The sequence below is a fragment of the Roseovarius sp. SK2 genome, from assembly GCF_028807495.1.
Taxonomy (GTDB): domain Bacteria; phylum Pseudomonadota; class Alphaproteobacteria; order Rhodobacterales; family Rhodobacteraceae; genus Roseovarius; species Roseovarius confluentis.
This window is the reverse complement of sequence record NZ_JARAMK010000001.1, coordinates 48,938-75,274: the sequence shown is the minus strand read 5'-3', so window position 1 is coordinate 75,274 and position 26,337 is coordinate 48,938. Positions and strand designations below refer to the sequence as shown.

At 66.2% G+C, this 26,337-nt stretch carries 26 protein-coding genes; 6 read left to right on the top strand and 20 right to left on the bottom strand.

Going from position 1 to position 26,337, the window contains the following annotated elements; genetic code table 11:
* Window positions 1-11 precede the first annotated feature (11 nt).
* The 8 genes from pstA to PVV74_RS00330 all read right to left on the bottom strand — a co-directional run bounded on the left by pstA (window position 12) and on the right by PVV74_RS00330 (window position 7,450).
* Window positions 12-1,346: a phosphate ABC transporter permease PstA gene (pstA, locus tag PVV74_RS00365; RefSeq protein ID WP_103761213.1), complete on the bottom strand. Its 1,335-nt coding sequence runs from the start codon at window positions 1,344-1,346 to the stop codon at window positions 12-14.
* Window positions 1,343-2,815 carry a phosphate ABC transporter permease subunit PstC gene (pstC, locus tag PVV74_RS00360; RefSeq protein WP_274591847.1) on the bottom strand — a complete coding sequence of 491 codons (1,473 nt, stop codon included), beginning with the start codon at window positions 2,813-2,815 and terminating at the stop codon, window positions 1,343-1,345. Before pstC ends, pstA begins: the two co-directional genes overlap by 4 nt.
* 83 nt (window positions 2,816-2,898) lie before the next feature.
* Entirely contained in the window at window positions 2,899-3,939 is a 1,041-nt protein-coding gene (locus tag PVV74_RS00355; RefSeq protein WP_103761211.1) for a substrate-binding domain-containing protein, read from the bottom strand.
* 182 nt (window positions 3,940-4,121) lie between these two features.
* Window positions 4,122-5,180 carry an ATP-binding protein gene (locus PVV74_RS00350; protein ID WP_103761210.1) on the bottom strand — a complete coding sequence of 353 codons (1,059 nt, stop codon included), beginning with the start codon at window positions 5,178-5,180 and terminating at the stop codon, window positions 4,122-4,124.
* On the bottom strand, window positions 5,177-5,707 hold the full coding sequence (locus PVV74_RS00345; RefSeq protein ID WP_103761209.1) for a gamma carbonic anhydrase family protein: 531 nt from the start codon (window positions 5,705-5,707) through the stop codon (window positions 5,177-5,179). The genes PVV74_RS00350 and PVV74_RS00345 overlap by 4 nt, the downstream gene beginning before the upstream one ends.
* The gene (gmk, locus tag PVV74_RS00340) at window positions 5,708-6,346 is read right to left on the bottom strand and encodes a guanylate kinase (protein ID WP_103761208.1); all 639 of its coding nucleotides are present in this window, start codon (window positions 6,344-6,346) and stop codon (window positions 5,708-5,710) included.
* A complete protein-coding gene (locus PVV74_RS00335) occupies window positions 6,343-6,582 on the bottom strand; it encodes a hypothetical protein (protein WP_274591846.1) in 240 nt (79 codons plus the stop codon). Before PVV74_RS00335 ends, gmk begins: the two co-directional genes overlap by 4 nt.
* Window positions 6,572-7,450 (bottom strand): YicC/YloC family endoribonuclease, encoded by an 879-nt coding sequence (locus PVV74_RS00330; RefSeq protein WP_274592345.1) that lies wholly within the window; start codon window positions 7,448-7,450, stop codon window positions 6,572-6,574. Before PVV74_RS00330 ends, PVV74_RS00335 begins: the two co-directional genes overlap by 11 nt.
* A gap of 362 nt (window positions 7,451-7,812) precedes the next feature.
* Here PVV74_RS00330 and PVV74_RS00325 point away from each other — a divergent pair, with 362 nt between their 5' ends.
* Window positions 7,813-8,514 (top strand): PAS domain-containing protein, encoded by a 702-nt coding sequence (locus tag PVV74_RS00325; RefSeq protein WP_274591845.1) that lies wholly within the window; start codon window positions 7,813-7,815, stop codon window positions 8,512-8,514.
* Here the strand turns inward: PVV74_RS00325 and PVV74_RS00320 are convergent.
* From PVV74_RS00320 to trkA, 5 genes are all read right to left on the bottom strand, one after another.
* Complete coding sequence (locus tag PVV74_RS00320) at window positions 8,502-9,128, bottom strand: pyridoxamine 5'-phosphate oxidase family protein (protein WP_274591844.1); 627 nt, start codon at window positions 9,126-9,128, stop codon at window positions 8,502-8,504. The two genes, PVV74_RS00325 and PVV74_RS00320, sit on opposite strands and share 13 nt — an antisense overlap.
* 87 nt (window positions 9,129-9,215) lie before the next feature.
* Entirely contained in the window at window positions 9,216-10,493 is a 1,278-nt protein-coding gene (gene hflX, locus PVV74_RS00315) for a GTPase HflX (RefSeq protein WP_274591843.1), read from the bottom strand.
* On the bottom strand, window positions 10,490-10,729 hold the full coding sequence (hfq, locus tag PVV74_RS00310) for an RNA chaperone Hfq (protein ID WP_057789335.1): 240 nt from the start codon (window positions 10,727-10,729) through the stop codon (window positions 10,490-10,492). The genes hflX and hfq overlap by 4 nt, the downstream gene beginning before the upstream one ends.
* Before the next feature lie 179 nt (window positions 10,730-10,908).
* Window positions 10,909-12,495 (bottom strand): TrkH family potassium uptake protein, encoded by a 1,587-nt coding sequence (locus PVV74_RS00305; protein ID WP_274591842.1) that lies wholly within the window; start codon window positions 12,493-12,495, stop codon window positions 10,909-10,911.
* The gene (gene trkA, locus PVV74_RS00300) at window positions 12,446-13,837 is read right to left on the bottom strand and encodes a Trk system potassium transporter TrkA (RefSeq protein WP_371931573.1); all 1,392 of its coding nucleotides are present in this window, start codon (window positions 13,835-13,837) and stop codon (window positions 12,446-12,448) included. The genes PVV74_RS00305 and trkA overlap by 50 nt, the downstream gene beginning before the upstream one ends.
* A gap of 21 nt (window positions 13,838-13,858) precedes the next feature.
* Between trkA and PVV74_RS00295 the strand changes: the two genes are divergently transcribed.
* Window positions 13,859-14,398: a hypothetical protein gene (locus PVV74_RS00295; protein WP_103761202.1), complete on the top strand. Its 540-nt coding sequence runs from the start codon at window positions 13,859-13,861 to the stop codon at window positions 14,396-14,398.
* A 128-nt stretch (window positions 14,399-14,526) separates the two neighbouring features.
* Here PVV74_RS00295 and ntrX read toward each other — a convergent pair whose 3' ends face one another.
* From ntrX to dusB, 5 genes are all read right to left on the bottom strand, one after another.
* Entirely contained in the window at window positions 14,527-15,942 is a 1,416-nt protein-coding gene (gene ntrX / locus PVV74_RS00290; protein ID WP_274591841.1) for a nitrogen assimilation response regulator NtrX, read from the bottom strand.
* A 9-nt stretch (window positions 15,943-15,951) separates the two neighbouring features.
* Complete coding sequence (locus PVV74_RS00285) at window positions 15,952-18,192, bottom strand: sensor histidine kinase NtrY-like (protein ID WP_274591840.1); 2,241 nt, start codon at window positions 18,190-18,192, stop codon at window positions 15,952-15,954.
* Window positions 18,193-18,345: 153 nt separating this feature from the next.
* Complete coding sequence (locus tag PVV74_RS00280) at window positions 18,346-19,710, bottom strand: response regulator (RefSeq protein ID WP_274591839.1); 1,365 nt, start codon at window positions 19,708-19,710, stop codon at window positions 18,346-18,348.
* Complete coding sequence (locus tag PVV74_RS00275) at window positions 19,711-20,790, bottom strand: two-component system sensor histidine kinase NtrB (protein ID WP_103761198.1); 1,080 nt, start codon at window positions 20,788-20,790, stop codon at window positions 19,711-19,713.
* Window positions 20,787-21,779 carry a tRNA dihydrouridine synthase DusB gene (dusB, locus tag PVV74_RS00270; RefSeq protein ID WP_274591838.1) on the bottom strand — a complete coding sequence of 331 codons (993 nt, stop codon included), beginning with the start codon at window positions 21,777-21,779 and terminating at the stop codon, window positions 20,787-20,789. Before dusB ends, PVV74_RS00275 begins: the two co-directional genes overlap by 4 nt.
* A gap of 167 nt (window positions 21,780-21,946) precedes the next feature.
* Between dusB and PVV74_RS00265 the strand changes: the two genes are divergently transcribed.
* The 4 genes from PVV74_RS00265 to PVV74_RS00250 are packed head-to-tail and all read left to right on the top strand — an operon-like array spanning window position 21,947 to window position 24,526.
* Window positions 21,947-23,080, top strand: coding sequence for a bifunctional 2-C-methyl-D-erythritol 4-phosphate cytidylyltransferase/2-C-methyl-D-erythritol 2,4-cyclodiphosphate synthase (locus PVV74_RS00265; RefSeq protein ID WP_274591837.1), 1,134 nt, complete (start codon window positions 21,947-21,949; stop codon window positions 23,078-23,080).
* A complete protein-coding gene (locus tag PVV74_RS00260) occupies window positions 23,077-23,574 on the top strand; it encodes a phosphatidylglycerophosphatase A family protein (protein WP_103761195.1) in 498 nt (165 codons plus the stop codon). The genes PVV74_RS00265 and PVV74_RS00260 overlap by 4 nt, the downstream gene beginning before the upstream one ends.
* Window positions 23,571-24,038: a CinA family protein gene (locus PVV74_RS00255; RefSeq protein ID WP_274591836.1), complete on the top strand. Its 468-nt coding sequence runs from the start codon at window positions 23,571-23,573 to the stop codon at window positions 24,036-24,038. Before PVV74_RS00260 ends, PVV74_RS00255 begins: the two co-directional genes overlap by 4 nt.
* A gap of 56 nt (window positions 24,039-24,094) precedes the next feature.
* On the top strand, window positions 24,095-24,526 hold the full coding sequence (locus PVV74_RS00250) for a GFA family protein (RefSeq protein ID WP_274591835.1): 432 nt from the start codon (window positions 24,095-24,097) through the stop codon (window positions 24,524-24,526).
* 10 nt (window positions 24,527-24,536) lie between these two features.
* Here PVV74_RS00250 and PVV74_RS00245 read toward each other — a convergent pair whose 3' ends face one another.
* Both PVV74_RS00245 and PVV74_RS00240 read right to left on the bottom strand, forming a co-directional pair.
* Window positions 24,537-25,835, bottom strand: a complete 1,299-nt coding sequence (locus PVV74_RS00245) for an MmgE/PrpD family protein (protein WP_274591834.1) — start codon at window positions 25,833-25,835, stop codon at window positions 24,537-24,539.
* A complete protein-coding gene (locus PVV74_RS00240) occupies window positions 25,822-26,277 on the bottom strand; it encodes a type II toxin-antitoxin system RatA family toxin (RefSeq protein WP_274591833.1) in 456 nt (151 codons plus the stop codon). The genes PVV74_RS00245 and PVV74_RS00240 overlap by 14 nt, the downstream gene beginning before the upstream one ends.
* Between the last annotated feature and the right edge of the window lie 60 nt (window positions 26,278-26,337).

Below are 26,337 nucleotides of genomic sequence, written 5' to 3'. Positions count from 1 at the left end.
GAGGTCCCTTTCTACCAGCGGCGCTCGAAGCGGCGGCGCAGGATGATGGCGATGATGTTCATGGTAAGCAGGAAGGCCAGCAGGATGATGATCCCGCCCCAGGCTTTCTCATAGAAGCTGGCGTCGGCGCGGGCGGCCCAGGTGTAGATCTGGGCGGGCATGGCCGAGTTCGGTTCGGTGAAGCCGGCGACGAAGCCGTCGGGGTAGCCGCGGGCGACGAAGCCGACCATGCCGATGAGCAGCAGCGGCGCGGTTTCGCCCAGGGCCTGCGCGAGGCCGATGATGGTGCCGGTCAGGATGCCGGGCATGGCCAGCGGCAGGACGTGGTGAAAGACCGCCTGCATCTTGGACGCCCCGACCCCGAGCGCCGCGTCACGGATCGACGGCGGCACGGATTTGAGCGAGGCGCGGGTCGAGATGATGATCGTCGGCAGGGTCATCAGTGTCAGCACCAGCCCGCCCACCAGCGGGGCCGATTGCGGCAGGTGCATGAACTGGATGAAGACGGCAAGGCCAAGGATGCCGAAGACGATGGAGGGCACGGCGGCGAGATTCGAGATGTTGACCTCGATGAGGTCGGTGAAGCGGTTCTGCGGTGCGAATTCCTCGAGATAGATCGAGGCGGCGACGCCGATGGGCAGCGACAGGACCAGCACCACCAGCATCATGAAGAACGAGCCCACGACCGACGCACCGATGCCCGCGCCGCCAGGGTTGTCCACGCCGGAATCCGCGCCGGTGATGAAGTTCCAGTTGAACTCGGACTTGATGATGCCTGCCTCGGCCATGGCATCCACCAGATCAAGGTCGGAAGCCATGAGGAACCGGCTGTCCTGCATGCTTTCGCGGGTGACGCGACCGTTGAAATAGCCGTCGACGCGCGACGAGGCCGAGAGCGAGAACTCCACCGGCTCGCCAATGCGGTTCTGGTTGCCGGCATAGTATTCGCGCAGGTTGCCGCCGACCTTGCCCAGCAGGCGTTCGATGGCGGCTTCGTCGAAGTCCAGCTCCAGCCCGCGTTCTTCGAGTTGCTGCTGAAGCTGGGTGATGAACAGGTTGGAATAGGCCTTGGTCTTGAAAAGCTGGCCCTCGGCCTCCTCGTACTGTTCCTGCGTGATGGTGAACTCCATCTCCACCACGGTCTGGGTGAAGGCCGGAAGGCCCGAGCGGATGATCGAGAAGAACAGCACCACGAGGAAAAAGAGCCCGATGCCGATGGCCGCCATGCCGTAGGCGCGGAAGCGTTTCTCGGCCGCGTTTCGCCGTTTGGTGTTCGCGTCGATGGTCTTGAGCGAGGAGCGGCCGTGGCCGCCGCCGCTGGCGCCGTTGAGCGTTGCGTCGGTCATTCGTACTGCTCCCGGTATTTGCGCACGATGTAGAGGGCGAAGACGTTGAGCCCCAGCGTGATGACGAAGAGGGTCATGCCCAAGGCGAAGGCGACCAGCGCTTCGGGCGAGGCGAAGTCGGCGTCGCCCGTCAGCTGGCTGACGATCTTGGCGGTGACGGTGGTCATGGCCTCGAACGGGTTGAGGCTGAGCCTTGCGGCGGCCCCTGCCCCCAGAACCACGATCATCGTCTCGCCGATGGCGCGGGACGCGGCCAGCAGGATGGCGCCCACGATGCCCGGCAGCGCGGCGGGCAGCACCACCTGGCGGATGGTTTCCGATTGCGTGGCGCCAAGGCCGTAGGAGCCGTCGCGCATGGACTGGGGCACGGCGTTGATGATGTCGTCGGAAAGTGAGCTGACGAAGGGGATGAGCATGATGCCCATCACCAGACCGGCGGTCATGACGGCGGTGCCGGCCTGCATGATGCCAAGCCCGTCATCGCCGAAGACCTTCAGCAACAGCGGGCCGACCGTCAGCAGGGCGAAAAGACCGTAGACGATGGTGGGGATACCCGCCAGCACCTCGAGCAGCGGCTTGGCGACAGAGCGAACCTTGGGCGAGGCGTACTCCGACAGGTAGATGGCGGCGAAAAGCCCGATGGGCACGGCCACGGCCAGCGCCACGATGGAGATGTAGAACGTGCCCCACAGAAGCGGCAGCACGCCGAGGTCGGAACTGCCGCCCCGGCCCGAGAAGCTGGGCGCCCAGTTGGTGCCGAAGAAGAAATCGGACGCGGGATAAAGCCGGAAGAACTCGATCGTGTTGAACACGAGCGACAGGATGATGCCGATCGTGGTCAGGATGGCGATGGAGGCCGCGCCGATCAGCAGCGCGCGGATGCTTTTCTCGACCGTGTTGCGGGCACGGAAATCGCCGTGGGATTCGCGCAGGCCCCAGAGCGCGCCGAGCACGGCCAGCACGAGCACCGCGATGGTCATCATGAGGTTGCCGGTGGCGTTCATGACCCGGTAGCGCTGTGCAGCGTTCAGGATGGGCTGGGTCACCTCGGAGGTGACGATCTGGCCCGCATCCTTGAGCCGCTGCGTGACATCGGCGAGGTCGGCGCGGGCGTTGTTGACGAAGTCTTCGTCCATCAGCCCCTGGGCCACGGCATTGTCGAGGCCTTCGGCGGTGCGGCGAACCTCGGCCATCACCAGCCCCAGCGAGCCCTTGTTGTCGACCGAACGGTCAGGGATCATGCCCGAGATCGTGTTGCCGACCACGATGGGCTGGATCAGCAGCCAGGCGATCATCAGCAGAAAGGCTGGCACGACCACTTTGATCAGGACGTTCGATCCGTAATAGGACGGCAGGGAGTGGAGCTTGCGGTTGTCGCCCTCCACGCTTTGAAGCGCCCGCCCGCGCCCGAGCACATAGCCCGCGGCCGCGATGCCAAGCACGATCAGGAATAGCCAGAGTGTCGGCATGAGCCCCCCATCCGTCTGTCTGGAAAAATTACCTAAAAGGGGTTGGGGGCGGCGGAATATGCCGCCCCCGGAAGGTCAGAGGCTCAGGAGCCGCTGCCCATGGTTTCTTCGGCCTCGACAGCCGACTGCGTGGCCGCCAGTTCCGGGTCCGCGACCAGGCCGTAGTTCGACAGCGGGCCACCGGGGCCTGCGATCTCGTCGGCGACGAAGAACTGGGCGTACTCTTTCAGGCCGGGGATCACGCCGATATGCGCTTTCTTGACGTAGAAGAACAGCGGGCGCGACACCGGGTATTCACCCGAGGCGATGGTGTCGGTCGAGGGCTCGATGCCGCTCATGGTGGCGACCTTCAGCTTGTCGGTGTTGTTCTCGTAGAACGCCAGGCCGAACACGCCGATGCCGTTGGTGTTGGCGTCGATGCGCGCCAGGGTTTCGGTGTAGTCGCCGTCGATATCGACCGACTTGCCGTCCTGACGGACGTCGAGGCACGAGTCCTCGGCTTCGTCTTCGCTCATGCCGCTGTCCAGCATGGCCTGCATCGCGCCGGTTTCCTCGCAGCCGATCAGCAGAACCTTCTCTTCGAAGACTTCGCGGGTGCCGTGCTTGGTGCCGGGGATGAACATCGCGATTTCGGCATCGGGCAGGTCGGAGTTGAACTCGGCCCAGCTTTCGTGGGTGTTCTCGACCAGCTCGCCGTCTTTCAGGACGGTGGCGCCGATGGCGTTGAAGATGTCGGTGGGCTCGAACGCGGTGAACGCGGGACCGGACTGCTGGCTGGCGAAGACGATGCCGTCATAGCCGATGCGCACTTCGATGATGTCGGTCACGCCGTTGTCGGCGCAGGCCTGGATCTCTTTTTCGCGGATGGCGCGCGAGGCGTTCGCCACGTCGATGGTGTTTTCGCCAACGCCTTCGCAGAAGCGTTTCAGGCCAGCCGACGAGCCGCCCGATTCCACGACCGGGGTCGGGAAGTCGGTGTTTTCGCCGAAGAGCTCGGCCACGATCGACGCGTAGGGCAGAACGGTGGAAGAACCGGCAACCTGGACGTTGTCACGTGCAGCGGCAGCGGTGGCCGAAACGGCCGCGATCGCCAGGGTGGAGGCGGTCATTTTCATGAAGGACATATATAGCTCCTGATATCCATGTATCCCGGTCACCTTGCAGCGGGCGACCTTGGCGCTCTGCTACGCCTCGGGCACGACGCTTCTGTTACAGTTTTGTAACGGTTTCATGACAGGCCGCATTTTCCGGGCGTTAAGGTCGAATTAATTGAGGTTGACGTCGGGGCGCGAAAATGAGCGGTGCATCAGGTCTGCTGCGCGGTCGGGCGCGAGGGCAGAATCACGTCGAATCGGGTGCCCTGCCCCAGTTCCGAATGCACCTTCAGTCGCCCGCGGTGGCGGTTGACGATGTGCTTGACGATGGCCAGCCCCAGCCCGGTGCCGCCCATCTCGCGCGAGCGGTGGCTGTCGATCCGGTAGAATCGTTCGGTCAGGCGGGGGATGTGCACCTCCTCGATGCCGGGGCCCTGGTCGATGACGGAAATCACCGCCGAGGGGCCGCGCAGCGCGGGGTGATCGGCATGGGCCTCGAGCATCAGGGTGACGGTCTTGCCGGGGCCGCCATACTTGATGGCGTTCTCGATCAGGTTGGTGAGGATCTGATGCAGCTGGTCGGCGTCGCCGGGCACGGTGACGTCGGACAGAGTCGTCTCGAACGCGATCTCGACGCCGGCCTCGTCCGCGATGGGGCGCGTGGCGTGGATTACGGCGCGCATCAACCGGACCAGATCGACCCGGTCGGTGGGACGCACGCGTTCCTGCGCCTCGACCCGGCTGAGCGAAAGCAAGTCCTTCACCAGACGCTCCATCCGGCTGGCCTCGACTTGCATGGTGCCCAGGAAACGCTCGGTCGCGGCGGGATCATTGCGCGCCGGGCCGCGCAGGGTTTCGATGAAACCGAGAAGTGCGGTCAAGGGCGTGCGCAATTCGTGGCTGACATTGGCGACGAAATCGCGGCGCATCTGGCCCACCTGTTCAAGATGGGTGACATCCTCGAAACACAAGAGCACGCCGGAGCCCGCCTCGGTCTCGACCGGGCTGCAGGTGACGGCAAAGGCGGTGTCCTGCGTGCCCGCGCTGGAAAGGTAACGTGTCTGGCGCGTCTCGCGGTCGCGCAGGGACGCCTCGACCGCGTCCAGCACGGTGGGCTGACGAATGGCGGTGATGAAATGGCGGCCGATCAGCCCCGGCCCCAACAAGGCCGCGGCGCGGTCGTTGGCACCGAGAATGCGCTCGCCCCGGCCGATCAGCAACGAGGCCAGGGGAATCGCCTGCAAGAGCGTGGCGATATTGCCCTGGTTCATTCGATCTCGACGCGGCGCATCCCCGCCCGGTAGCGCGCGGCGTTCTTCTGATAATGCAGCGCGGTGGCCTTGAACGCCGCGATGGCCTTGTCGTCCAGGTCGCGCACGATCTTCCCGGGCGCGCCCATCACAAGGCTGCCATCGGGGATCTCCTTGCCCTCGGTGATCAGCGCACAGGCCCCGATCAGGCAGTTCTTGCCGATCTTCGCGCCGTTCAGCACCGTGGCCCCCATGCCGATCAGGGAGTTCTCGCCGATGGTGCAGCCATGCAGCATCGCCTTGTGCCCGATGGTACAACCGCGCCCGATGGTCAGCGGAAAACCCGGGTCGGTGTGCATGACGGTGTTTTCCTGCACGTTGCTGCCCTGCCCCACGACGATGGGCTCGTTGTCGCCGCGCAGCGTGCAGCCGAACCAGACCGAGGCGTTTTCCTCCAGCACCACCTTGCCGATGATGTTGGCGTCAGGCGCGACCCAGGCGCCCTCCTCCAGTTGCGGTATCACGTCGTCAAGCGCGTAAATGGGCATTCATCTCTCCTCGAATTCGGCCTGAAGGCGTTGCACGTGGGCATTCAGGTCGGGCTGTTGCAGGCGGCGCAGGCGGGCGGCCGAGACGATGGTCTTGAGGGCTTTGTCCGTTGTCTCGAGGTCGTCATTGACCAGCACGTAGTCATATTCGCCCCAGTGGCTGATCTCGTCCCAGCTTTTCTGCATCCGCTTGGCGATGGTCTCGGGGCTGTCCTGGCCGCGGGTTTCCAACCGGCGGTGCAGCTCGGTGATGCTGGGCGGCAGGATGAAGATCGACAGGGTATGCGGGCCGAGGACCGAATTCTGGATCTGCTGCGCACCCTGCCAGTCGATATCGAACAAAACGTCGCGGCCTTCGTCGATGGCGGCCTGCACGGGGCCGCGGGGCGAGCCGTAGAAATTGCCGAAGACATGGGCGTGTTCCAGCATCTCGCCGGCCGCCACCTGTTTGCGAAAGGTGCTGTCGTCAAGGAAGTGATAATCCTGCCCGTCCACTTCGCCCGCACGCGGGGGGCGCGTGGTGGCCGAGACGGAAAACGAGATCGTCTCGTCCCAGTCGCGCAGGCGGCGCGACAGCGTGGATTTGCCCGCGCCCGAGGGCGAGGACAGGATGATCAGAAGGCCGCGGCGGTGTTTCATGGGGCCTCCGGTGTGGGCGCATGGCCCGGCTTTTTCTTGCCCAAAATACTCATGCAAGCGCCGAAGGCGCGCTGCGGCGACGCCGAAGGCGGCGCAAACCCTTTGGCCTGGAGGTCCCGGGTCATGCCCGGGACAGGCAGGGTCAAGCCCGGGACGTGGTAGCGCAAAGAGGCCAGGAGATCCCGGATCAAGTCCGGGATGACCTGCAAAATTTTGTTTTGCAGGTCACTCCACATTCTGCACCTGTTCGCGCATCTGCTCGATCACGCTTTTCAGCTCCAGCCCGACGCTGGTCAGGTCGCTGCTTTGGGCCTTGGAGCACAGCGTGTTGGCCTCGCGGTTGAATTCCTGCGCGAGGAAATCGAGCTTGCGGCCCGCGGGGCTGCCCCCGGCGATAAGGTCGCGGGCGGCAGCGACGTGGCTGCGCAGGCGGTCGATCTCCTCGGTGACGTCGGACTTGACCGCCAGCACCGCCAGTTCCTGGGCGATGCGGGCTTCCTCGATGCCGTCGGTGTTGTCCAACACGCGCTGAAGCGCGGCACGGAAATTGGCCTCGGTCTCGGGGCGGCGGGCCTCGGCGGCGGTGGCGGCGGCGTCCGTCAGCGCGGCGATCCGGTCCAGCTGGCCGGTCAGAACCTCGGCCAGCGCCACGCCTTCGCGGCGGCGCATCGACTGGAAACTGCTGAGCACGGTTTCGAAATCGGCCACCAGCGCCTTGCCCAGGGCGGCGGTATCCTCGTCCTGCGCGCCCGGCTCGAACACGCCGCGCAAGCCCAGCACATCGGCGGCGTTGGCGGGCGCGAGCGACAGGCCAAGCGCCATGGCGCGGGATTCGATCTCGGTCATTGCCGCCAGGACGCGGTCCAACTGCGCCGTGTCCAGTTGCGCGGCCGCGCCGCCATCCTGGGCCTGCAGCTTCAGTGATAAGGTGACATTGCCACGCCCGAGCGCCTTGGTCAGGCGTGCGCGCAAGGCGGGCTCAAGCCCGTCGATCCAGTCCGGCACCCGCAGCCGCAGATCCAGTCCGCGCCCGTTGACCGCGCGCAAGTCCCATGTCCAGCCGAAGCGGCCATGCATTCCCTGCCCCGAGGCATAGCCGGTCATTGAGTTCAGCTGCGCGGGGGCTTGGGTCACGGTCATTTGATCCTTTGCGGGGCGGGCCGCGAAAGGCCCGTTGTTGCAATGGTTTCCTAGTGCGTCGGCGGCCTGTTCGCAAGCGTCACGCGACGCCGGGCGTTAACCACTCGGCAAGAAAGTTGAACAAAATCGGGCGGAAATGTGGCAAGCTTGTTTCAAGTCGAACTGCATCCGATTCAAGTTGAGCCTTTCAGGTGGATCGGGCCGCAGGGACGCGCCGGGGCGGCTTGCCTCGGTCGCGGAACCGCAGGACCGGGGCGGGTGTCCCTGGTGACGGGATTGAAAATTGAGTGGCGAGACCGGCCCCTGCGCCGGATGGGGAAAGACCGATGAAGGATGATTCTGGAAGCTCGTTTCTGGACAAGTTTGCCGATCTGCGGCCCTCGGGCAGCGGCGGTCACAGCGCCCGCGTCGAGGCCGATCTGCAAAAGTTCGTCGGCTACTGGTCGGGGATGCGCCGAGGCGGCGACGTGCCGCTGCGCACCGAGATCGACCCGCGCGGCATCGAAAGCCTGCTGAGCAACGCCTTCATCGCCGAGAAGGTCGCCCCCGGCATCGCCCGGCTGCGGATCGCCGGCACGCACCTGTCGGACGTGATGGGCATGGAAGTGCGCGGCATGCCCCTGTCGGCACTGATCGCGCCCGAGGATCGCGGACAGCTGGCCGACGCGATGGTCGACCTGTTCGAGCGGCCTGCGACGCTGCGGATGGACCTGACAGCGCCCGGCGGCCTGCGCCGCGCGGCGATGGCCGCGACGCTGATCGTGCTGCCGCTGCGCAGCGACTTGGGCGATATCTCGCGTGCGCTAGGGTGTTTCGTGTCCTCGGGGCCGATCGGCACCACGCCGCGCCGGTTCAAGATCGTGGAGAGCAAGGTGACGCCGCTGGACCTGTCCGACACCAAGGTCACCGGATTCAGTGAAGAGCAGGCGGCACTGGCCGCCCCTGCCCCGAAGGCCCGCGACGAGCAGCCCGCGGACCTGTCACATCCCAGCGAGCGGCCCTACCTGCGGTTGGTTCACAGCGACTGAGCCGCGTCCAGCCGGGCCTTGAGAGCGGCGTTTTCGGACCGCAGATCGGCCAGTTCCTGCTGGAACGGCGCGAGGATGGGGTCGAGTTCCTCCATGGTCAGGCGGACGGGAATGTGCTGCGGGCAGTTCCAGTCGAAGCCTTCGACGGTGATGACAACGGCCCGTTCTGGGCGCGCCTTGTAGCCCTCGTCCATCAGTCGGGATATCAGATCGGGGTCGTCGCTGATCCGCACGCGGCCCAGGATCTTGAGCCGGGCGCTGTTGGGGTAGTCCATCAGGATAAGCGAGATACGGTCGTTGTCCGCCAGGTTGCCGGTGGAGATATACTGGCGGTTGCCGCGATAATCCGCATAGCCCAGTGTCTGGTCATCCAGCATCTTCAGAAAGCCGCGCGGGCCGCCGCGAAACTGCACATAGGGCCAGCCCGTGGCGCTGACCGTGGCTTGGTAGAAGCCGTCGCGCAGGGCGATGAACTTTGCCTCGTTGGGGCCAAGACGGTCGTCGGCGGGGGCCTCGGGGGCAAGGCTGCGGGCGTACATCGCCGCCGAGCCCTGTTTTTCCTGCATGGCGCGGACCGCGTCGGTGAAGGCGAGTTCGTGGAAGGTCTTGGCCATGTCTTGCGTCCTTTCGGGTACTTCTGCCCGCTAGATCGGCATGCGCGTCGGTTTTCGCAAATCACGAGGCCGCGAGGCATGGTGTGCTCAAAGCCCGTCGAACTGCGATTTCTGCGTCTCGTTCCAGCGCACGGTCAGGGTGTAGCCGTCCTCGTCCTGCACCTCGTCCTCGACAAGCCCCTTTTCGAAGAGCCATGCGCGTTTGCGACCGGCGTCAAAGCCCAAGGTGAACGTCTCGACATGGGTGGTGCCCGCCAGCCGAGTGATGATGGTGTCGCTGAGTGCGTCCATGCCCTCGCCGGTGATGGCCGACAGAAGCTGCACGTTCTCCATCCGGCTGGCGCGGTTTTCGACCAGGGTGCGGTCCTGGGGCGTCAGACGGTCGATCTTGTTCCAGACCTCGATCTGGGGCGTGGTGTCCAGCACGCCAAGGCTGGTGAGGATGTCGTGCACGTCGCCGGCCTGGTCCTCGGTCTCGGGGTGCGAGATGTCGCGGACATGGACGATCAGGTCGGCGGCCAGCACTTCCTCGAGCGTGGCGCGGAAGGCGGCCACCAGTTCGGTGGGCAGATCGGAGATGAACCCGACGGTGTCCGACAGGATCACCTCGGGGCCACCACCGGGAAGCGCGATCTTGCGCATGGTGGGGTCGAGCGTGGCGAAAAGCATGTCCTTGGCCATGACCTCGGCCCCGGTGAGGTGGTTGAAGAGCGTCGACTTGCCGGCGTTGGTGTAGCCCACGAGCGCCACGATGGGGAACGGCACCTTGGCGCGCGCCGCGCGGTGCAGGGTGCGGGTCTTCACGACCTTTTCCAGCTGGCGGCGCAGGCGGACGAGCTGTTCGTCGATGGCGCGGCGGTCCGCCTCGATCTGGGTCTCGCCGGGGCCACCGACAAAGCCCAATCCGCCACGCTGACGTTCGAGGTGGGTCCAGGCCCGCACCAGCCGGGTACGCTGGTAGGACAGCGCGGCCATCTCGACCTGAAGCACGCCCTCGCGGGTGGCGGCGCGGTCCGAGAAAATTTCGAGGATCAGCCCGGTCCGGTCGAGCAGCTTGACGCCCAGCTTCTTTTCGAGATTGCGCTGCTGCACGGGCGAGACCGGCCCGTCGATCAGGACCAGCTCGACCTCGTTGTCTTCGACAAGCTGCTGCAGCTCGGCCATCTTGCCCTTGCCGAAGAGCATGCCGGGATGCGGGTCGCGCAGGCGCACGACCGAGCCGCCCAGCACCTCCAGCCCCGGCAGGGCGTGGGCCAGCGACACGGCCTCTTCGAGCGCGAGCGCGGGGTCACGCTCGCGGTCTGAACTGGGGATATCCGGGTGCAGGACCCAGGCGCGGGTGTCCGAAACGTCGGTCTGGGTCAAGACCCGTCATCGCCCTCGTACAGGCTGACCGGCTGGGACGGCATGATCGTGGACACGGCATGCTTGTAGACAAGCTGTGACTGCCCGTCGCGGCGCAGCAGGATGCAGAAATTGTCGAACCAGGTGATGACACCTTGCAGTTTGACGCCATTGATAAGGAAAACAGTGACCGGGATCTTGGTCTTGCGTACCTGATTCAGAAATGCGTCTTGCAGATTTTGTCGGTCTGTCGCCATTGTTTTTATAGCCTTTGTTCTTGCATGAGGCCACTTGCGGCCCCGGTCTCCCTCGGGAGGGAGTATGGAGTGCGCGTTTCGGAGTTTCCAGCCCAAAAATCAAATCGTTGCGGTGTCTTGCCGGGGTGGTGTTTCAGGAGTGTGACAACATTGCCGCGCGGGGCGGATATTCCCGACGGTCAGCGGCGCCACAGGCTGGGGTTGAAAAGCGCGATCAGGGCCAGCGTCTCCATCCGGCCCAGCACCATCGCGGCGGAAAAGACCAGCTTGGCCGCCGGGTGCATTTCAAGCAGGGCGATGGGCGCGTCGGCGCCGACTTGCGTGAGCGGCCCGGCGGTGGCCAGCGCGGCGGTCGAGAGTACGATGGCGTTCTGCAGGTCCTCGCCGAAGGCCGCCATCAGGACGGTCACCAATGCCAGCGACAGCGCGAAAAGCATGAAGAAGATCCACGCCACGAAGGCGCCCTCGCGCCGCATGCGGCGGGTGTGGACCCCCGCGCGGCCCACCGAGGAGGGATGGATCAGCCGCTCCATCTCGCGCTGGCCGTTGAGGTAGAGCGCGTAGATCCGCAGGAGTTTCACACCGCCCGCCGTGGTGGCCACGCCGCCGCCGAACATCGCCAGCCCCATCAGCAACAGCCCCGGCGTGCCGAGACCCGACCAGGATTGCGCGGCCTCCCACGCCGCACTTTGAAAGCCGGTGGTGGACAGGAAGGACATGACGGTAAACGTGCCGCCCCAGAGCGCCTGCAGTGCCTGGCCCAAATCCTCGACCTGGTCGACGTCGAAGGCGCCCAGCCAGTGGCGCGAGAACAGGACCAGCGGCACGCCCAGCACCAATGCACAGCCGATGCGGAACTCGGGGTCGCCCAGCACGCTGGTGGACTTGCTGGTCAGCGTGTCCGACGAAAAGGTCAGCCGCGACAGGGCGAAGAACATGAACAGGAAGATCACGATCTCGCCGCCAAAGCCGCTGCCGGCATTCTCGACCCCGCCGACGGCGGAGATGCCGCTGGTGGCCATCGTGGACATGGCATGCACCGCCGCCACCAGCGGACGGTCACCGCCGATCACAAGCAGGAACCACACGACCCCGGTGAGGCCCACATAGACGGGCGCCAGCGCCTGCGTGCTTTGCGCGATGCGACGGGCAGAGCTGGCGCGGCGGAACCGGCTGAGCGCATCCTCCCCCTGCCCCGGTTCAGCCGAGACGGTGATCTCGAACCCGCCAAGGTTCATGGGCGCCAGCACGGCCGAGGCGGCAATCCAGATCAGAAGCCCGCCGAACCAGCCGACCACACCGCGCCACAGATGCAAGCTGTCGACCAGCCGCGCGGGATTGTCGAAGAGAGTGGCGCCGGTCGTCGTCAGGCACGACACCATCTCGACATAGGCGTTCAGAAAGCGCGTCGTCTCCAGCCCCTCGTAGAAGGGCAGCGCCAGGAACACCGGCAGCGCGGTATAGGCCAGCGCCAGCGAAGCGAGGTTCTGGATGTCCGAATTGTCCTGTTGCCGGCGGCCCGCGATGGCCAGGCCGACGAGCAGGATGAAGGTGACCCCCAGCACGCTGGAATAGAGAAACGCGCGGGCGACGGAATGATCGTCCTGCACGAAGGCGTGCAGCGCGGGGCCGAGCATGGCGATGCTGGCGATCCCGGTCAGTACGAGGATGAGTGGGAACCGCAGCAGACGGGCCGTGAGGCCCGGCGAGGATGTCTCAGAAGAAATCAATCGAGACCTGCAGGAGCTGTTCCACCCGGCCCACATCCGAAGCCAGCGCGAAGATCACCACCACGTCGCCCGCCTCGATCCGCATGGACCCGGAGGGTTTTAGCACCTTGCCGTCCCGCAGCACGCCTCCCACAAGCACCCCTTCGGGAAAGTCGATCGCGCGGATCGCGGCGCCGGCGATGTTGGACGTGGACATGACCTCGGCCTCGATCACCTCGGCCTCGGCATCGCCGATGGAATAGACCGAGCGCACGCGGCCATGGCGGACATGGCGCAGGATCGAGCTGACGGTGGTGGAGCGCGGGTTGATATAGGCGTCGATGCCCAACGGCTCCATCATCGGCAAGAGCGTGGGGTCGTTGATCAGCGCGATGGAGAAAGGGCAGCCTTCGGACTTGGCGCGCACGGCGGCCAGCATGTTGGTCTTGTCGTCGTCTGTCACCGCCAGCACCGCATCGGTGCGCGAGATATTCGCCTCGGCCAGCAATTGCGCGTCCAGCCCGTCGCCGTTGAGCACGATGGTGCGTTCCAGCGCGTCGGCGGCGCGTTCGGCCACCTTGCGGTCGCGCTCGATCACCTTGACCCGGGTGCGCTTGCCGCGCTTCTCAATCCGCTTGGCGACGCTGAGGCCGATATTTCCGCCGCCGATGATGACCAGCCGTTCCTGTGACTGCGAGGTCTTGCCGAAAACCTCCATCGTGCGCGGCACGTCCTCGGAGGGCGCGAAAACATAGGCGTCGTCGCCGACGAAAAGCTGGTCCTCGGCCTCGGGCGCGAACAGCTTGCCGTCGCGGCGGATGGCCACGACCACCACTTCGAGGGTCGAAAAGAGATCCGTCAACTGTCGCAGGGGCGTGTTGACGATCGGGCAGTCATCCTCGATCCGCAGGCCCAGAAGCTGCGCCTTTCCTTCCATGAAGGTTTCGGTGTCGAAGGCGGCGGGGGCGGCAAGGCGTTGCAGCGCGGCCTCGGCCACCTCGCGCTCGGGCGAGATCACCACGTCGATGGGCATGTGGTCGCGGCGGTAGAGGTCGGAGTAGATCGCGTCCAGGTAGGATTGGCTGCGCAGGCGGGCGATCTTTCGGTTGATGGAAAAGACCGAATGCGCCACCTGGCAGGTGACCATGTTGACCTCGTCCGAGTAGGTGGCGGCGATGATCATGTCGGCATCGCGCGCCCCGGCCTGGTCCAGCACGTTGGGATAGCTGGCAAAGCCGTTGATGCCCTGCACGTCCAGCGTCTCGGTCGCGCGGCGAACCAGGTCGGGGTTGTTGTCGACGACGGTGACGTCGTTGCGTTCGCCCGACAGGTGGCGCGCGATCTGCCAGCCGACCTGCCCTGCCCCGCAGATGATGACCTTCATGGGCTGTGCCCTTATTGACCCAATCGAGGGCTTTGCATGACAGATGGGGCAGTCACGGTCAATTGCTTTGTCCTGCGCGGATTTGCGGATAAGCTGGCGGTTATGAGATGGTACCTTGTCCCGATTTTCGCCTGTGTCGCGCCGCTGTTGGCGGGCTGCCTGCCGACCACTGTCTATTACAAGGAAGGCGCCCCGGTGAGCGGGGTCGCGCGGGACCGCACGCAATGTGACGTGGCGGCGCTGCGCGAAGTGCCGGTGCGCACGCTGACGCGCTATATCCCGCCGACCTACAGCTATCGCCCGGTCTGCAACGCGGCGGGCGCGTGCAAGACGGTCCGGGTGCTGCTGTCGCCCGGGCGGTGGGAAAGCTATGACGCCAACGAGGGGCTGCGCGCACGGGTGGCCAAGCAATGCATGGCCGACCAGGGGTACCAGAAGGTCAGCCTGAAGCCCTGCCCGCCCGAGGTGGTGGAGGCCACGGTGATCACCGCGACGCGGGTGCAGCCGCCACTGACGGAAAACTCCTGCGCGATCCGCATCAAGGGCGGGAAATACCAGATCGTGAACCCCGAGTAGGTCTGCGTCGCCTAAAGGAGCGCCTGCGGCGCGCTTGATATCTCGGCGGCCGGGTCGTCTCGGGTTTGCCTCAGGCGGGGATGTTTTTGACCAGGGGAAGCGAGGCGTGTACGCGATACCCTGCCCTGTCAGCCCGTCGCGGCCTGCTGGCTGTCCTCTTCGTCGTCGGACACGCGTGCGCCCTTGGTCCCGGTGACGACCCCCAGCGATTTCAGCTTGCGGTGCAGGGCGCTGCGTTCCATGCCGACGAATTCCGCCGTGCGGCTGATATTGCCGCCAAAGCGGTTGATCTGGGTCATCAGGTATTCACGCTCGAACGCCTCGCGGGCCTCGCGCAGGGGCATGGTGGCCACCGTGCCCGACAGGACAACGCGATCCCCGTCGCTGGGCGTGGCGCTGTCGCCGGGGATTTCGCGCGCGGTGATGTCACCGTTGGACTCGCCCAGGATCAGCACGCGCTCGATCACGTTGCGCAGCTGACGGACGTTGCCGGGCCAGCGCATGGTCTGCAGGAGCGCCGCCGCCTCGTCGGCCAGGGCGCGGATGGGCAGGCCCTGTTCGCTGTTGAGCTTTTCGATGAAATAGGCCGCCAGCACCGGTATGTCCTCGCGCCGGTCCTCGAGGCTGGGTACGGCGATCGGCACCACGTTCAGGCGGTGGTAAAGCTCGCGGCGGAACCTGTCGGCCTGGATCTCGGCCTCGAGATCGCGGCTGGTCGAGGAGATGACGCGCAGGTCGACCTGCACCTTGTCGCTGCCGCCCACCCGCAGGAAGGTCTGATCGACCAGCACGCGCAGGATCTTGCCCTGCGTGACCAGGGGCATGTCGGCGACCTCGTCGAAATAGATGACGCCGGTATTGGCCTCTTCCAGCAGGCCGGCGGTGACGGTGCCGTCCTCGGCCTCGCGCCCGAAGAGGACCTCTTCCATCCGGTCGGGCTCGATCGAGGCGCAGCCGGCGCAGACGAAGGGGCCATTGGCACGGTCGGAATTGGCGTGGATGTAGCGCGCCGCCAGCTCCTTGCCCGAGCCGGCAGGGCCAGACAGCATCACCCGGCCATTCGACCGCGTGACCTTGTCCAGCTGGCCCACCAGCGTGCGGAAGACGGGGCTTTCGCCCAGCATGTCGGCGGGGCCGCTGCCCTGCCGCTTGAGCGCGAGGTTCTCGCGGCGCAGGCGGCTGGTTTCCATGCCGCGGCGGATCACCACCATCAGCTGGTCGATGTTGAAGGGTTTCTCGATGAAGTCGTAGGCGCCCTGCTTGATGGCCGCCACCGCGATCTCGATATTGCCGTGGCCCGAGATGATCACCACCGGCACCTCGGGGAAGTCGCGCTTGACCGCCTTGAGGATGTCGATCCCGTCCATGTTGCTGTCTTTCAGCCAGATGTCGAGGATCAGCAGGCCCGGCGGCTGGTTCCGGATCTCGGCCATGGCCTCGTCGGAATTGCCCGCGAGGCGGGTCGTGAAGCCTTCGTCCTGCAGGATGTCTGAAATCAGTTCGCGGATATCGCGTTCGTCGTCGACAATCAGGATGTCACTCATGGGTCTACCTCATACGGCCTGTCGTTGGTCATATTCGTTCAAATCGGGGTCGGTATCGGGGTCGGTATCCGGCGCGGCCTCGGCCCGGGTCAGGGGAAGGCGGATCACGGCCATGGCGCCGGGGCGCGCGCCCTCGGCGAAGGGCTCGGCGTCTTCCAGGCCAAGGCTGCCGCCATGTTCCTCGATGATTTTCTTCACGATGGGCAGGCCAAGGCCGGTGCCCTTTTCGCGGGTGGTCACGTAAGGCTCGAACAGGCGCGAGCGATCCTCGGGCAGGCCGATGCCGTTGTCGGAGATGCAGATCACGGCCGCGTCGTCCTCGCGCGTGCTGGTGACGCGGATCTGCGGCTGGTGCCCGTCGGAGCCTTCTTTTTCATAAAGGCTTTCAATGGCTTCGCCGGCGTTCTTGATCAGGTTGGTCAGCGCCTGGTGCAACATGGTGCCGTCAACTTCGGCCATCAGCGCGTCATCGGTCAGCGTGGCCTCAAACGTGACATCGGGCTGCCCGGCTTCCTGCAGCAGGACCGCCTCGCGCAGCAGGTGCGTCAGGCTTTCGACCTTGGTCTGCGGTTCGGGCATGCGGGCGAACTTGGAAAACTCGTCGACGATGCGGCGCAAATCGTTGGTTTGGCGCACGACCACGTCTGTCAGCTGTTCCAGGCTGGCGGCCTGTTCGTCATCCAGCACGCGGGTAAACTTGCGCTTGATGCGTTCCGCCGACAGCTGGATCGGGGTCAGAGGGTTCTTGATCTCGTGCGCGATGCGGCGGGCGACGTCGCCCCAGGCGGCCATGCGCTGGGCGGTCACGAGGTCGGTCACGTCGTCGAAGGCCACCACGTAGCCTTCGCGTCGGCCGCCGTCATTGCTACGGGTCGACATGCGCACCAGCAGGTTTTCCATCCGGCCCGTGCGGCTGACCTTGATCTCCTCCTGCGCGAAGCCGGTGTTGGACTCCTTCAGCCGGTCAAAGAGCGCGCCGAATTCCGGGATCGCCACGGAAAGCGCCAGCGATTGCTGGTCCTCCTGCCAGTCGAGCAGGCGTTCGGCGGCACGGTTGACGAAAGTGACCCGGCCCTTGGCATCCAGCCCCACCACGCCGGACGACACCGAGCCCAGCACGGAATCGAACAGCCGCCGGCGGCGTTCGATCTGCTCGGTGTTGGTCAGCAGCGTGTCGCGCTGTTGCTTCAATTGCCGTGTCATCTGGTTGAAGTAGGTCGAGAGCATGCCGATCTCGTCATCGGCATCCTCTTCGCGCACCTGGGTGTCCAGATCGCCCTCGCCCACGCGCTGCGCCGCGCTGGTCAGGCGGCCCACGGGACGGCTGAGACGTTCGGCAAACCACATGCCCAGCCAGACGGCGGCAAGGATCAGGATCAGCGCGAAACCGAGATAGAGCACGCCGAACTCGAAGAGCACGCGGTCGCGCTCGTCCTCGCGCTGCTGGTAGAAGCGCGCGGTTTCCTGCGTGTCATCCAGCAGGCTGAGGATGTCGCCGTCGACATTGCGGCTGACGTAAAGATAGCGGTCGGGGATCTCCTCCAGCGGAAGAAGCGCGCGGAATTCGTTGTTGTCCCAGTCGCGGATGATGACGACGCCCTCTTCGTTGGCCTCGTCGAACATCTCGCGCGAGGGTTCCTCGTAGTCGAAAAGGTAGGAGCGTTCCCCGCGCGAGCGGATGTCGCCGGTGCCGTCGATGACGAACGCCTCGCGCAGGCCGCGCTGGATTTCGCGCTGGCCGCGCGACAGTATCTGGCGGATGTCGCCATCATCCAGGAAAACGGCGGCGCGCTTGGTGGCGTTGATCAGCGACGCCAGGGCGCGGGCATCGACCAGCAGATCGCGGCGGTGTTCATCCTCGTAGGCCTGCGCCGCGGCAACGGAGTTGTCGACGACGCGCCCCACCCTGTCGGAGAACCATGCCTCGAGCCCCATGTTCACCGACAGCGTGGCGAAGACGGCGACGGTGATCGTGGGCAAAAGCGCCATCAGGGCGAAGACCCCCGTCAGGCGCAGGTGCAGGCGCGAGCCCGCTGATTTGCGGCGGCGGGCGGCGACCATCTGGGCGACGCGCTGTAGCACCAGCGCGGCGACCATGATAATGTAGACCATGTCGGCCAGCAGGATGATGCGCAGAACGTTGGACGAACTGCCCTGATCGAGCGGGCCCATCACCAGATAGGTCAGAAGCGCCAGAACGGGGCCAAGCACGACAAGGCTGAAGGCGGCGGCATTGCGCACGCGTTTCATGCGCCGAAGGCGCCCGAGCTTTTCCCACGTCAGTCTGCGTGCTTTTACAGCCACGCAATCCCCCCATCAGGTTGTGGCGCGGGATGCGCCAGACCTCCAGATGTGGCTTGGAACCTGGCAGAGCTTCCGAAGGGCCACAGTGATGTTGCAGTTTTACATCAACTTGCGGCGCCGTGTCACGCGAATATCAAGGTCGGTGATTTTCTTGCGCAATGTATTGCGGTTAATGCCCAGAAGGTCGGCACATTTGGCCTGGTTCCCGCCCGTCGCATCGAGCGCGATCTCGATCAGGGGCATCTCCATTTCCTTGAGGATTCGCCCGTAGAGGCCCGGTGGCGGCAGGGTGTTGCCGTGCAGGTCGAAGTAGCGGCGCAGGTGGCGCGAGATCGAGGTCGAGAGGGTCTCACCGCCGCCGCCACCGACCACGGGCGCGGCCTCGGGCTGGTTGCCCAGCACCGCCTCGACCTCGGAGCGGGTGATCTCGGCCGACCGCGCGGTCAGGCCAAGACGTTGCACCGCGTTTTCAAGCTGCCTCACGTTGCCCGGCCAGCTATAGGCGCGCATCAGCTCCATCGCATCCTCGGACAAGGTGCGGGGCGGCTGACCCTCGCGCTCGGCCTTCAGCAGGAAGTGCTGGGCCAGAAGCGGGATGTCGTCGACGCGGGCGCGCAGGGACGGCACCTCGACCACGGCACCCGACAGGCGGTAATAGAGATCCTCGCGCAGCTTTCCCTCTTCCAGTCGGTCGGCCAGACGCCCAAGGGACGTGGCCATGAAGCGCGGCACGTGATCGCCGGGCGCGTCCATCATCCGCACGACGCGGGCCTGCGCATCGGTGCTGAGGTCCCCCACCCCGTCCAGCACGATGGTGCCGCCCTTGGCGCGGGCCATGACCCGCGCGGGCCCTTCCAGATCGGCCAGGTCGCTGGGCGTGACGGTGACGAAGGGCAGCGTGCGCCGGTCGGAAAAATCGTGGATGGCGCGGGCGATGAGCGTCTTGCCGGTCCCGGATTCGCCGGTGATCAGCACCGGCAGGTCGGTATTCATCAGCCGCGCGACGACGCGGTAAAGCCCCTGCATCGCCGCGGTGCGCCCGACCAGCGGCAACTCGTCCGGGCGGTCCTCGGATTTCGCCTCGGCCGGGGTGCGTGTGGTCCGGGCGTCGAGCGCGCGGGCGGTGCGCTTCATCAGGTCGGGCAGGTCGAACGGCTTGGGCAGATAGTCGAAGGCCGCGGCCTCTTCGGCCTGGATGGCGGTCATGATGGTGTTCTGGGCCGAGATCACGATCACAGGCATGCCGGGGCGGTCCTGGTTGATCTTGGGCAGCATTTCCAGCCCGTTGCCGTCGGGCATCATGACGTCGGTGATCACCGCGTCGCCCTTGCCCTCGCCCACCCAACGCATCAGCGTGGTCAGCGACGAGGTGGCGTGCACCCGGCACCCCGCCCGCGTCAGGGCCTGCGTCAGAACCGTGCGGATCGTGCGGTCGTCATCGGCGACCAGTACCGTGCCATCCATCTAGCTTTCCTCCATGTCCTTGCCGGCGCGCGGCAGCGATATCCTGAATACTGTGCGTCCCGGCACCGAGTTGACCGAAAGCCAGCCATCGAGGTCCGAGACAATTTTGGCTGCGAGCGCGAGGCCGAGGCCGGTGCCGTTCTCGCGGCCCGAGACAAAGGGTTCGAACACGTTGCCGGCGATTTCGGGCGGCAGGCCGGGGCCGTCGTCGATCACCTCGATCTGCAGAGGCAGCGACTTGCCCGGCCCCCCGCCGTCGCGGCGGACGCGCAGGGATTGCTCGTAATAGCTGTGCAGGGTGATCGTGCCGCCCTTGTCGCCCGCGGCCTGGGCCGCGTTCTTCAGCAGGTTCTGGATCACTTGCAAGAGCTGGTCGGAATCGGCCAGCGCCAGCGGCAGCGACGGGTCGTAATCCTCGACAATGGTCATGTGCGCGGCAAAACCCACCAGCGCCGAGCGGCGGGCGCGATCGAGCACGTCATGCAGGTTGACCGCACGCAGCTTGGGCAGGCTCACGTTGCCGAACTGCTCGACCTGTTCCAGCAGGCCGACGATGCGGCGGCTTTCCGACACGATGAGGTCGGTGAGTTCAAGGTCGTCCTGGTCGAGGTTCATCGACAGAAGCTGCGCCGCGCCGGTGATGCCGGCGAGCGGGTTCTTGATTTCATGCGCCAGCATTTCCGCCATGCCGATGGCGGACTTGGCGGCGGATTTGACCGATTGGCTTTGCGTCACGCGGCCCGCCAGTTCGCGGGGCGAGATCAGCAGGATCATGTGATCGTCCCAGCCCGAGACCGGCGCGATTTGCAGGTTGCACTGCATCGGTGCGCGGTCGCCGGTGCCCACGTCCACGTCATTGACGAAAAGCGGCGCGGATTTCTCTCGGGCGCGTTCCAGCGCCTCTTCGATGGGCGCGTCGACGGCCAGCTTGTCCCATACGGGCTGGCCGACGATCGAGCGGGCCGAGGTCATCAGGAAGCCCTCGGCGGCGGGGTTGATCTGCGCGATGCGGTCCTGCCCGTCGAGGATCAGCCCGGGCACCGGCAGCGAGGTCCAGACCATTTCGTCCAATCCGGTCATGCGGCGGTCCTTTCGGGGGCGCTCATGGCGTCTTCGAGCAGGCGGTTGACATTGGCGGGGTCGCGTTCGGTCAGGATGCGCTTGCGCAAGGCCTGGGGCGTGTCGCGCCCGTCCATGTACCAGCCCAGGTGCTTGCGGGCGACGCGGATGCCCAGATCGCTGCCATAGAAGGAAAGCATGGCGTCGTAATGATCCTGCACCAGTCGCGTCAGGTCCCCGCCCTCGGGGATCTGCGGCGCGGGCGTGCCGTGCAGCTCGTGCGCCACCTGTGCCAGCAGCCACGGGCGGCCCTGTGCGCCGCGGCCTATCATCACGCCGTCCGCGCCGGACTTCATCAGCGCGTCGCGGGCTGTGGGTGTGCCGGTGATGTCGCCATTGGCGATGACGGGGATGCTGACCGCATCTTTTACGGCGCGGATCGCGGCCCAGTCGGCATAGCCCTTGTAGAACTGGCACCGGGTGCGCCCGTGGATGGTGATCATGCGCACCCCTGCCCCTTCGGCGCGTCGCGCCAGCTCGGGCGCGTTCAGGTTGGTATCGTCCCAGCCCAGCCGGGTTTTCAGCGTCACGGGGACCGAGACCGCGCCGACCACCGCTTCGATCAGCGACAGCGCGTGGTCGAGATCCTTCATCAGCGCCGACCCGCTGGCGCCAGAGCCGCTGGCGCTGGTCACTTTCTTGGCGGGGCAGCCCATGTTGATGTCGATCACCTTGGCGCCATTGCCCTCGACCTGGCGGGCGGCCTCGGCCATCCAATGCGCCTCGCGACCCGCCAGTTGCACGGAGGTGTCCGCCGCTTCGAAACCCAATTCCGCCTTCTCGCGCACGCCGGGCTTGGACTGCACCATTTCCTGGCTGGCGACCATCTCGCTGACCACGAGCCCCGCACCGAACCGGCTGACGAGGGTGCGGAATGGCAGGTCCGTAATGCCCGCGAGCGGGGCAAGAAGGACCGGGGGATGTAGGTTTCGGGGGCCGATGTTGAGCATGGGTGCCTAACGAATGAGCATGTGGAGCTTTTATTTCCGTGCGGCGCCAAGTACAATTTATGCATGCCCAATTTGAAATCAAAAAAGTGCGAGTGATTAAAAATTAGGCAGATGCCCGCAATGACGCCCCCATTGCATGCCCCAGCCTGCTTGCGTAAGCAAAGCGTATGAGCACCGCAGCCATCATCGTCGCCGCAGGGCGTGGCACCCGCGCCGGGGGCGAACGGCCCAAGCAATGGCAGCGCGTGGCCGGCAAACGGGTGATCGACTGGACGCTGGCGGCGTTCCGCGCGGTGCCGGCGATCGAGCGGATCGTGGTGGTGGTGCATCCCGACGACATGGCCGAACTGACGGGCGAGACAGGGGTCACGTTGACCGAAGGCGCGGCCACGCGGGCGGGCTCGGTCTGCAATGGTCTGGCGGCGCTGGAGGGGACGGATGTGGCCCATGTGCTGATCCACGACGCGGCGCGGTGCTGCGTGTCCCCGGACCAGATCGCCGATGTCATCGCCGCGCTTGGCCCCGATTGCCCGGCGGCGGCCCCGGCCCTTCCGGTCAGCGATGCGCTATGGCTTGGCCTGGACGGGCTGGTGAGCGGCACGCAGGACCGCGCCGGGCTCTACCGGGCGCAGACACCGCAGGGCTTTGACCGCGACGTGATCGCCGCCGCCCACGCCACCGCGCCCGAGGACGCCGCCGACGATGTCGCGGTGGCCCGCGCCGCGGGCATCCCCGTTCGCATCCTGCCCGGGCGCGAAAGCAACCTGAAGATCACCACGCCCGAGGATTTCGCCCGGGCCGAGACCATCCTGAGAGGCCCCATGGACATACGCACCGGAACCGGCTTTGACGTGCACCGTTTCGGCCCCGGCGACCACGTGATGCTGTGCGGCGTGGCGGTCCCGCATGACAGGGGGCTGCAGGGGCATTCTGACGCCGATGTGGGGCTGCACACGCTGGCCGACGCGATCTATGGCGCGATGGCCGAGGGCGACATAGGCCGGCACTTCCCGCCCAGCGATCCGCAGTGGAAAGGGGCGGAAAGCCATGTCTTTCTGTCCCACGCGGCGGGTCTGGCCGCCGAAAAGGGGTTTCGCATCACCAATGTGGATTTGACCCTCATCTGCGAGACGCCCAAGATCGGGCCGCATGCCGCGGCGATGCAGGCGCGGGTGTCCGAGATCATGGGACTGGAGGTGGAGCGCGTGTCGGTCAAGGCCACAACATCCGAGCGGCTGGGCTTTACCGGTCGCGGCGAAGGCATCGCGGCGCAGGCCGTGGCGACGCTGGTGCGGCCATGAGGGCGGCGCAGCTGATCGCGACTTTCGGCGGCGTGGGCTACCTGCGCCCGGCACCGGGGACCTGGGGCTCGCTGGCAGCCCTGCCTGTGGCGGCTCTGTTGCATGTGCTTGGCGGGCCGGTGCTGTTGGGCTTGGGCGTGGTCGCCTCATTTGCCTTAGGGTGGTGGGCGACTGCACTGGAAACAAAGGGAAAAGACGATCACGACCCGAGCGAGATCGTTATTGATGAGGTCGCCGGGCAATGGCTGGCCTTCCTGCCCGTGTCGATCGGGGCCACCCATGCAGGCGCGGCGCTGACCGCATTGTGGCCGGGTTTCGTGACGGCCTTCCTGCTGTTCCGCCTCTTCGACATATGGAAACCCGGCCCGGTGGGCTGGGCTGACCGGCAGGGCGGGCCATTGGGCGTGATGCTGGATGACGTGATCGCGGGGCTTTTCGCCGCGCTGGGGGTCATGCTCTTCGCGTGGCTATCGCACGGGGTGCTGGGGCTGTGAGCGCCGAGGCCGTGCTGAACGCCGCCAAGGCGGCGGGGCTGATGGTCGCCACGGCAGAATCCTGCACCGGCGGCATGGTGGCCGCCGCGCTGACCGATATCGCGGGCTCCTCGGCGGTGGTCGAGCGGGGGTTCGTGACCTATTCCAACACCGCCAAGGAGCAGATGCTGGGCGTTCGGGCCGACACGCTGGAGGCGCATGGCGCGGTCTCGGAGGAGATCGCGCGGGAGATGGCCGAAGGCGCGCTGGACCATTCCGAGGCGGATGTGGCGGTGTCGATCACCGGCATCGCCGGCCCCGGCGGGTCCGAGCACAAGCCCGAGGGACGGGTCTGTTTCGGGCTGGCGCGCGTGGGCCGGGTGACACAGGTGGAAACGGTGGAGTTCGGTGCCCTGGGCCGCGCCGAGGTGCGGGCACAGGCGCGCGATCATGCGCTGGACCTGCTCTTGCAGGGGATCGGCTAGACGCCCTGCCCTGCGGACATGGATGGTACGGCGCCGTCAGCGAAGGACGACACGACATGACGACACGCGGCCATTGCCATTGCGGTGCAACGCGCTGGGCATTCGAGGGCGCGCCCAACTGGGCCTGCTATTGCCATTGCGACGACTGCCGGCGCAATTGCGGGGCTCCGGTGGTGGCGTGGCTGGGCGTGCCCGTGGCGGCGTTCCGCTGGACCGGCACGGCGCCCGCGACCCGCGAGAGCTCGTTCGGCGCTTACCGGCATTTCTGCGCCGCCTGCGGCACGCCCATGGCGTTCGAGGCGGATCACTACCCGGGCCACATGCATGTCTATGCCGCGTCGCTGGAGGATCCGGGCGCTGTGCAGCCCGCCTTTCACGTGCATTACAGTAGCCGCCTGCCGTGGCTGACGATCGACGACGACCTGCCCAAGTATGACGGCAGCGTGGTCGACCAGCCGAAGGACGCGGTCATTTTCCCCAAGGACTGACCGGCGAGGTCTAACGGACCAGCAGCGCCGCGAATTCCTCCGGCGGGGCGTCGGCCTCGATCGCCTGCCAGATTGCGTCGGCCCGGCCTTCGCCCAGCAGCGTGGCCGCCTTGGTACGCACGCGGTTCTGGCGCGCGGCCAGTCCCGGATCGGCGTCGAGGTCGTGAAAGAGCTCCTGCACGCTGCCGTCCTTCAGCATCACGCGCAGACGGGCCTGCATCTCGGTCAGGCTGTCGTCGCTCTGCACGCTGACCCGTTCGCGCAGCGCGGCAAGGCCGGCGTCGGCGCACAGCGCGTCGTCGAAGGTGTCCAGCCGCGCGGTGTCGTACCCGGTCAGCGCCATGGCGGTGACCATCCGGTAGCTGAATTTCGACTGAAGCCCGCTTTCGGGCGTGGCGATGTTGCAGACGCTCAGCCAGCGGGGATGGGTGGTGATTTCCACGCTCTCGACCGCGTCGGCGCCTGCGTCGAGGTCGCGCAACGCCTCGAGCGTGGCGTGCAGGCCATGGCAGCAGGCGTGGAACTTGTGCTGCACGCTCTCGAACAGCCACTCTTGGCCCAGCGTATCGAACGCCGCGCCCTGCCCTTCGCCATGATGCGTCGGTCCGAAACCGTTCTGCCCGTCCATCGCGCCCGGCGCGCTGACAAATCCGCGCGCGGCCAGCTGCGCGGCCTCGACACCGTTGGAGGCGGCAAGGCCCGCGTTCATCGGTTTGCCCATGGTGCCGAACTGCGCCTTGATGCCCGAGGCGCGGGTGGTGACGAGGCCGATGGCGTGCTGCATCTGTCCCGCGGTCAGCCCCATGAGCCGCCCTGCTGCCAGCGTGGCCCCGAAGGCCCCGGCGGTGGCGGTCTGGTGATAGCCCACCTGGTAATGCGCCCGGCCCAGCCAGACACCCACGCGGATCGAGGCCTCGACGCCGATCAGCGCGGCCTCCTGCATCGCGGGGCCGGAGGCGCCCACCGCCTCGCCCACGGCCAGGGCGGCGGGGATCACGGCGACGGACGGGTGACCGATATGGGCAAAATGCGTGTCGTCATAGTCGAGCGCGTGCGAGATCGTCCCGTTGACCAGCGCCGCCATGCGGGCCGGTATGCGCAACTCGCTGCCGATGAGGGTGGCCTGGGGGGTGCCGCCTTCGTCCGCAGCCTGTTCGCGCAGGACCGTAGCCACGGGTTCGTCCCGCCCGGCCACGCTCACGGCGGCCCAGTCGAGCAGCGACAGGCGCAGGATCTCCATCGCGTTCTGCGCCGTGACTGCGCCGAGCGCGAAGCCGGCCAGCCGTTCGCCGATCTCAACCCCGTCCATAAAGCTTTTCCGCCCGTGCCTCGAAGGCGCGCACGATGCGTTTCATCGCCTCGTAGAAAAACAGCTCCGCCGCGCCCTGCAACAACCTGTTCTTGAACTTGAAATCCACGTCGAACCCGACTTCGCACTGGCCCTCGCCAATATCACGGAACTCCCAGTTGGAGCGCATGTGGTGGAACGGGCCATCGAGGTATTCCGTCTCGATCCGCTTCTGTTCCGGCCACAGGACGACCCGGCTGCTGAACCGTTCGCGGAAGACGCGAAAGCTGATGACCAGGTCGGCCTCCATCACCTTGCTGCCGTCGTCCTGCGGCGTGATGCTGTTCACGCGCGCGGCGGCGGTCCAGGGCAGGAATTCCGGGTAAGAGCCGACATCGGCGACAAGATCGTACATCTGCTGCGCGGTATACGGCAGCGTCCGGGTTTCGGCGTGGGAAGGCATGCGGGCAGATCGGTCCGTAGGGTTGTGGCGGTATGGGACTGTGTCGTAAACTGGCCCGCG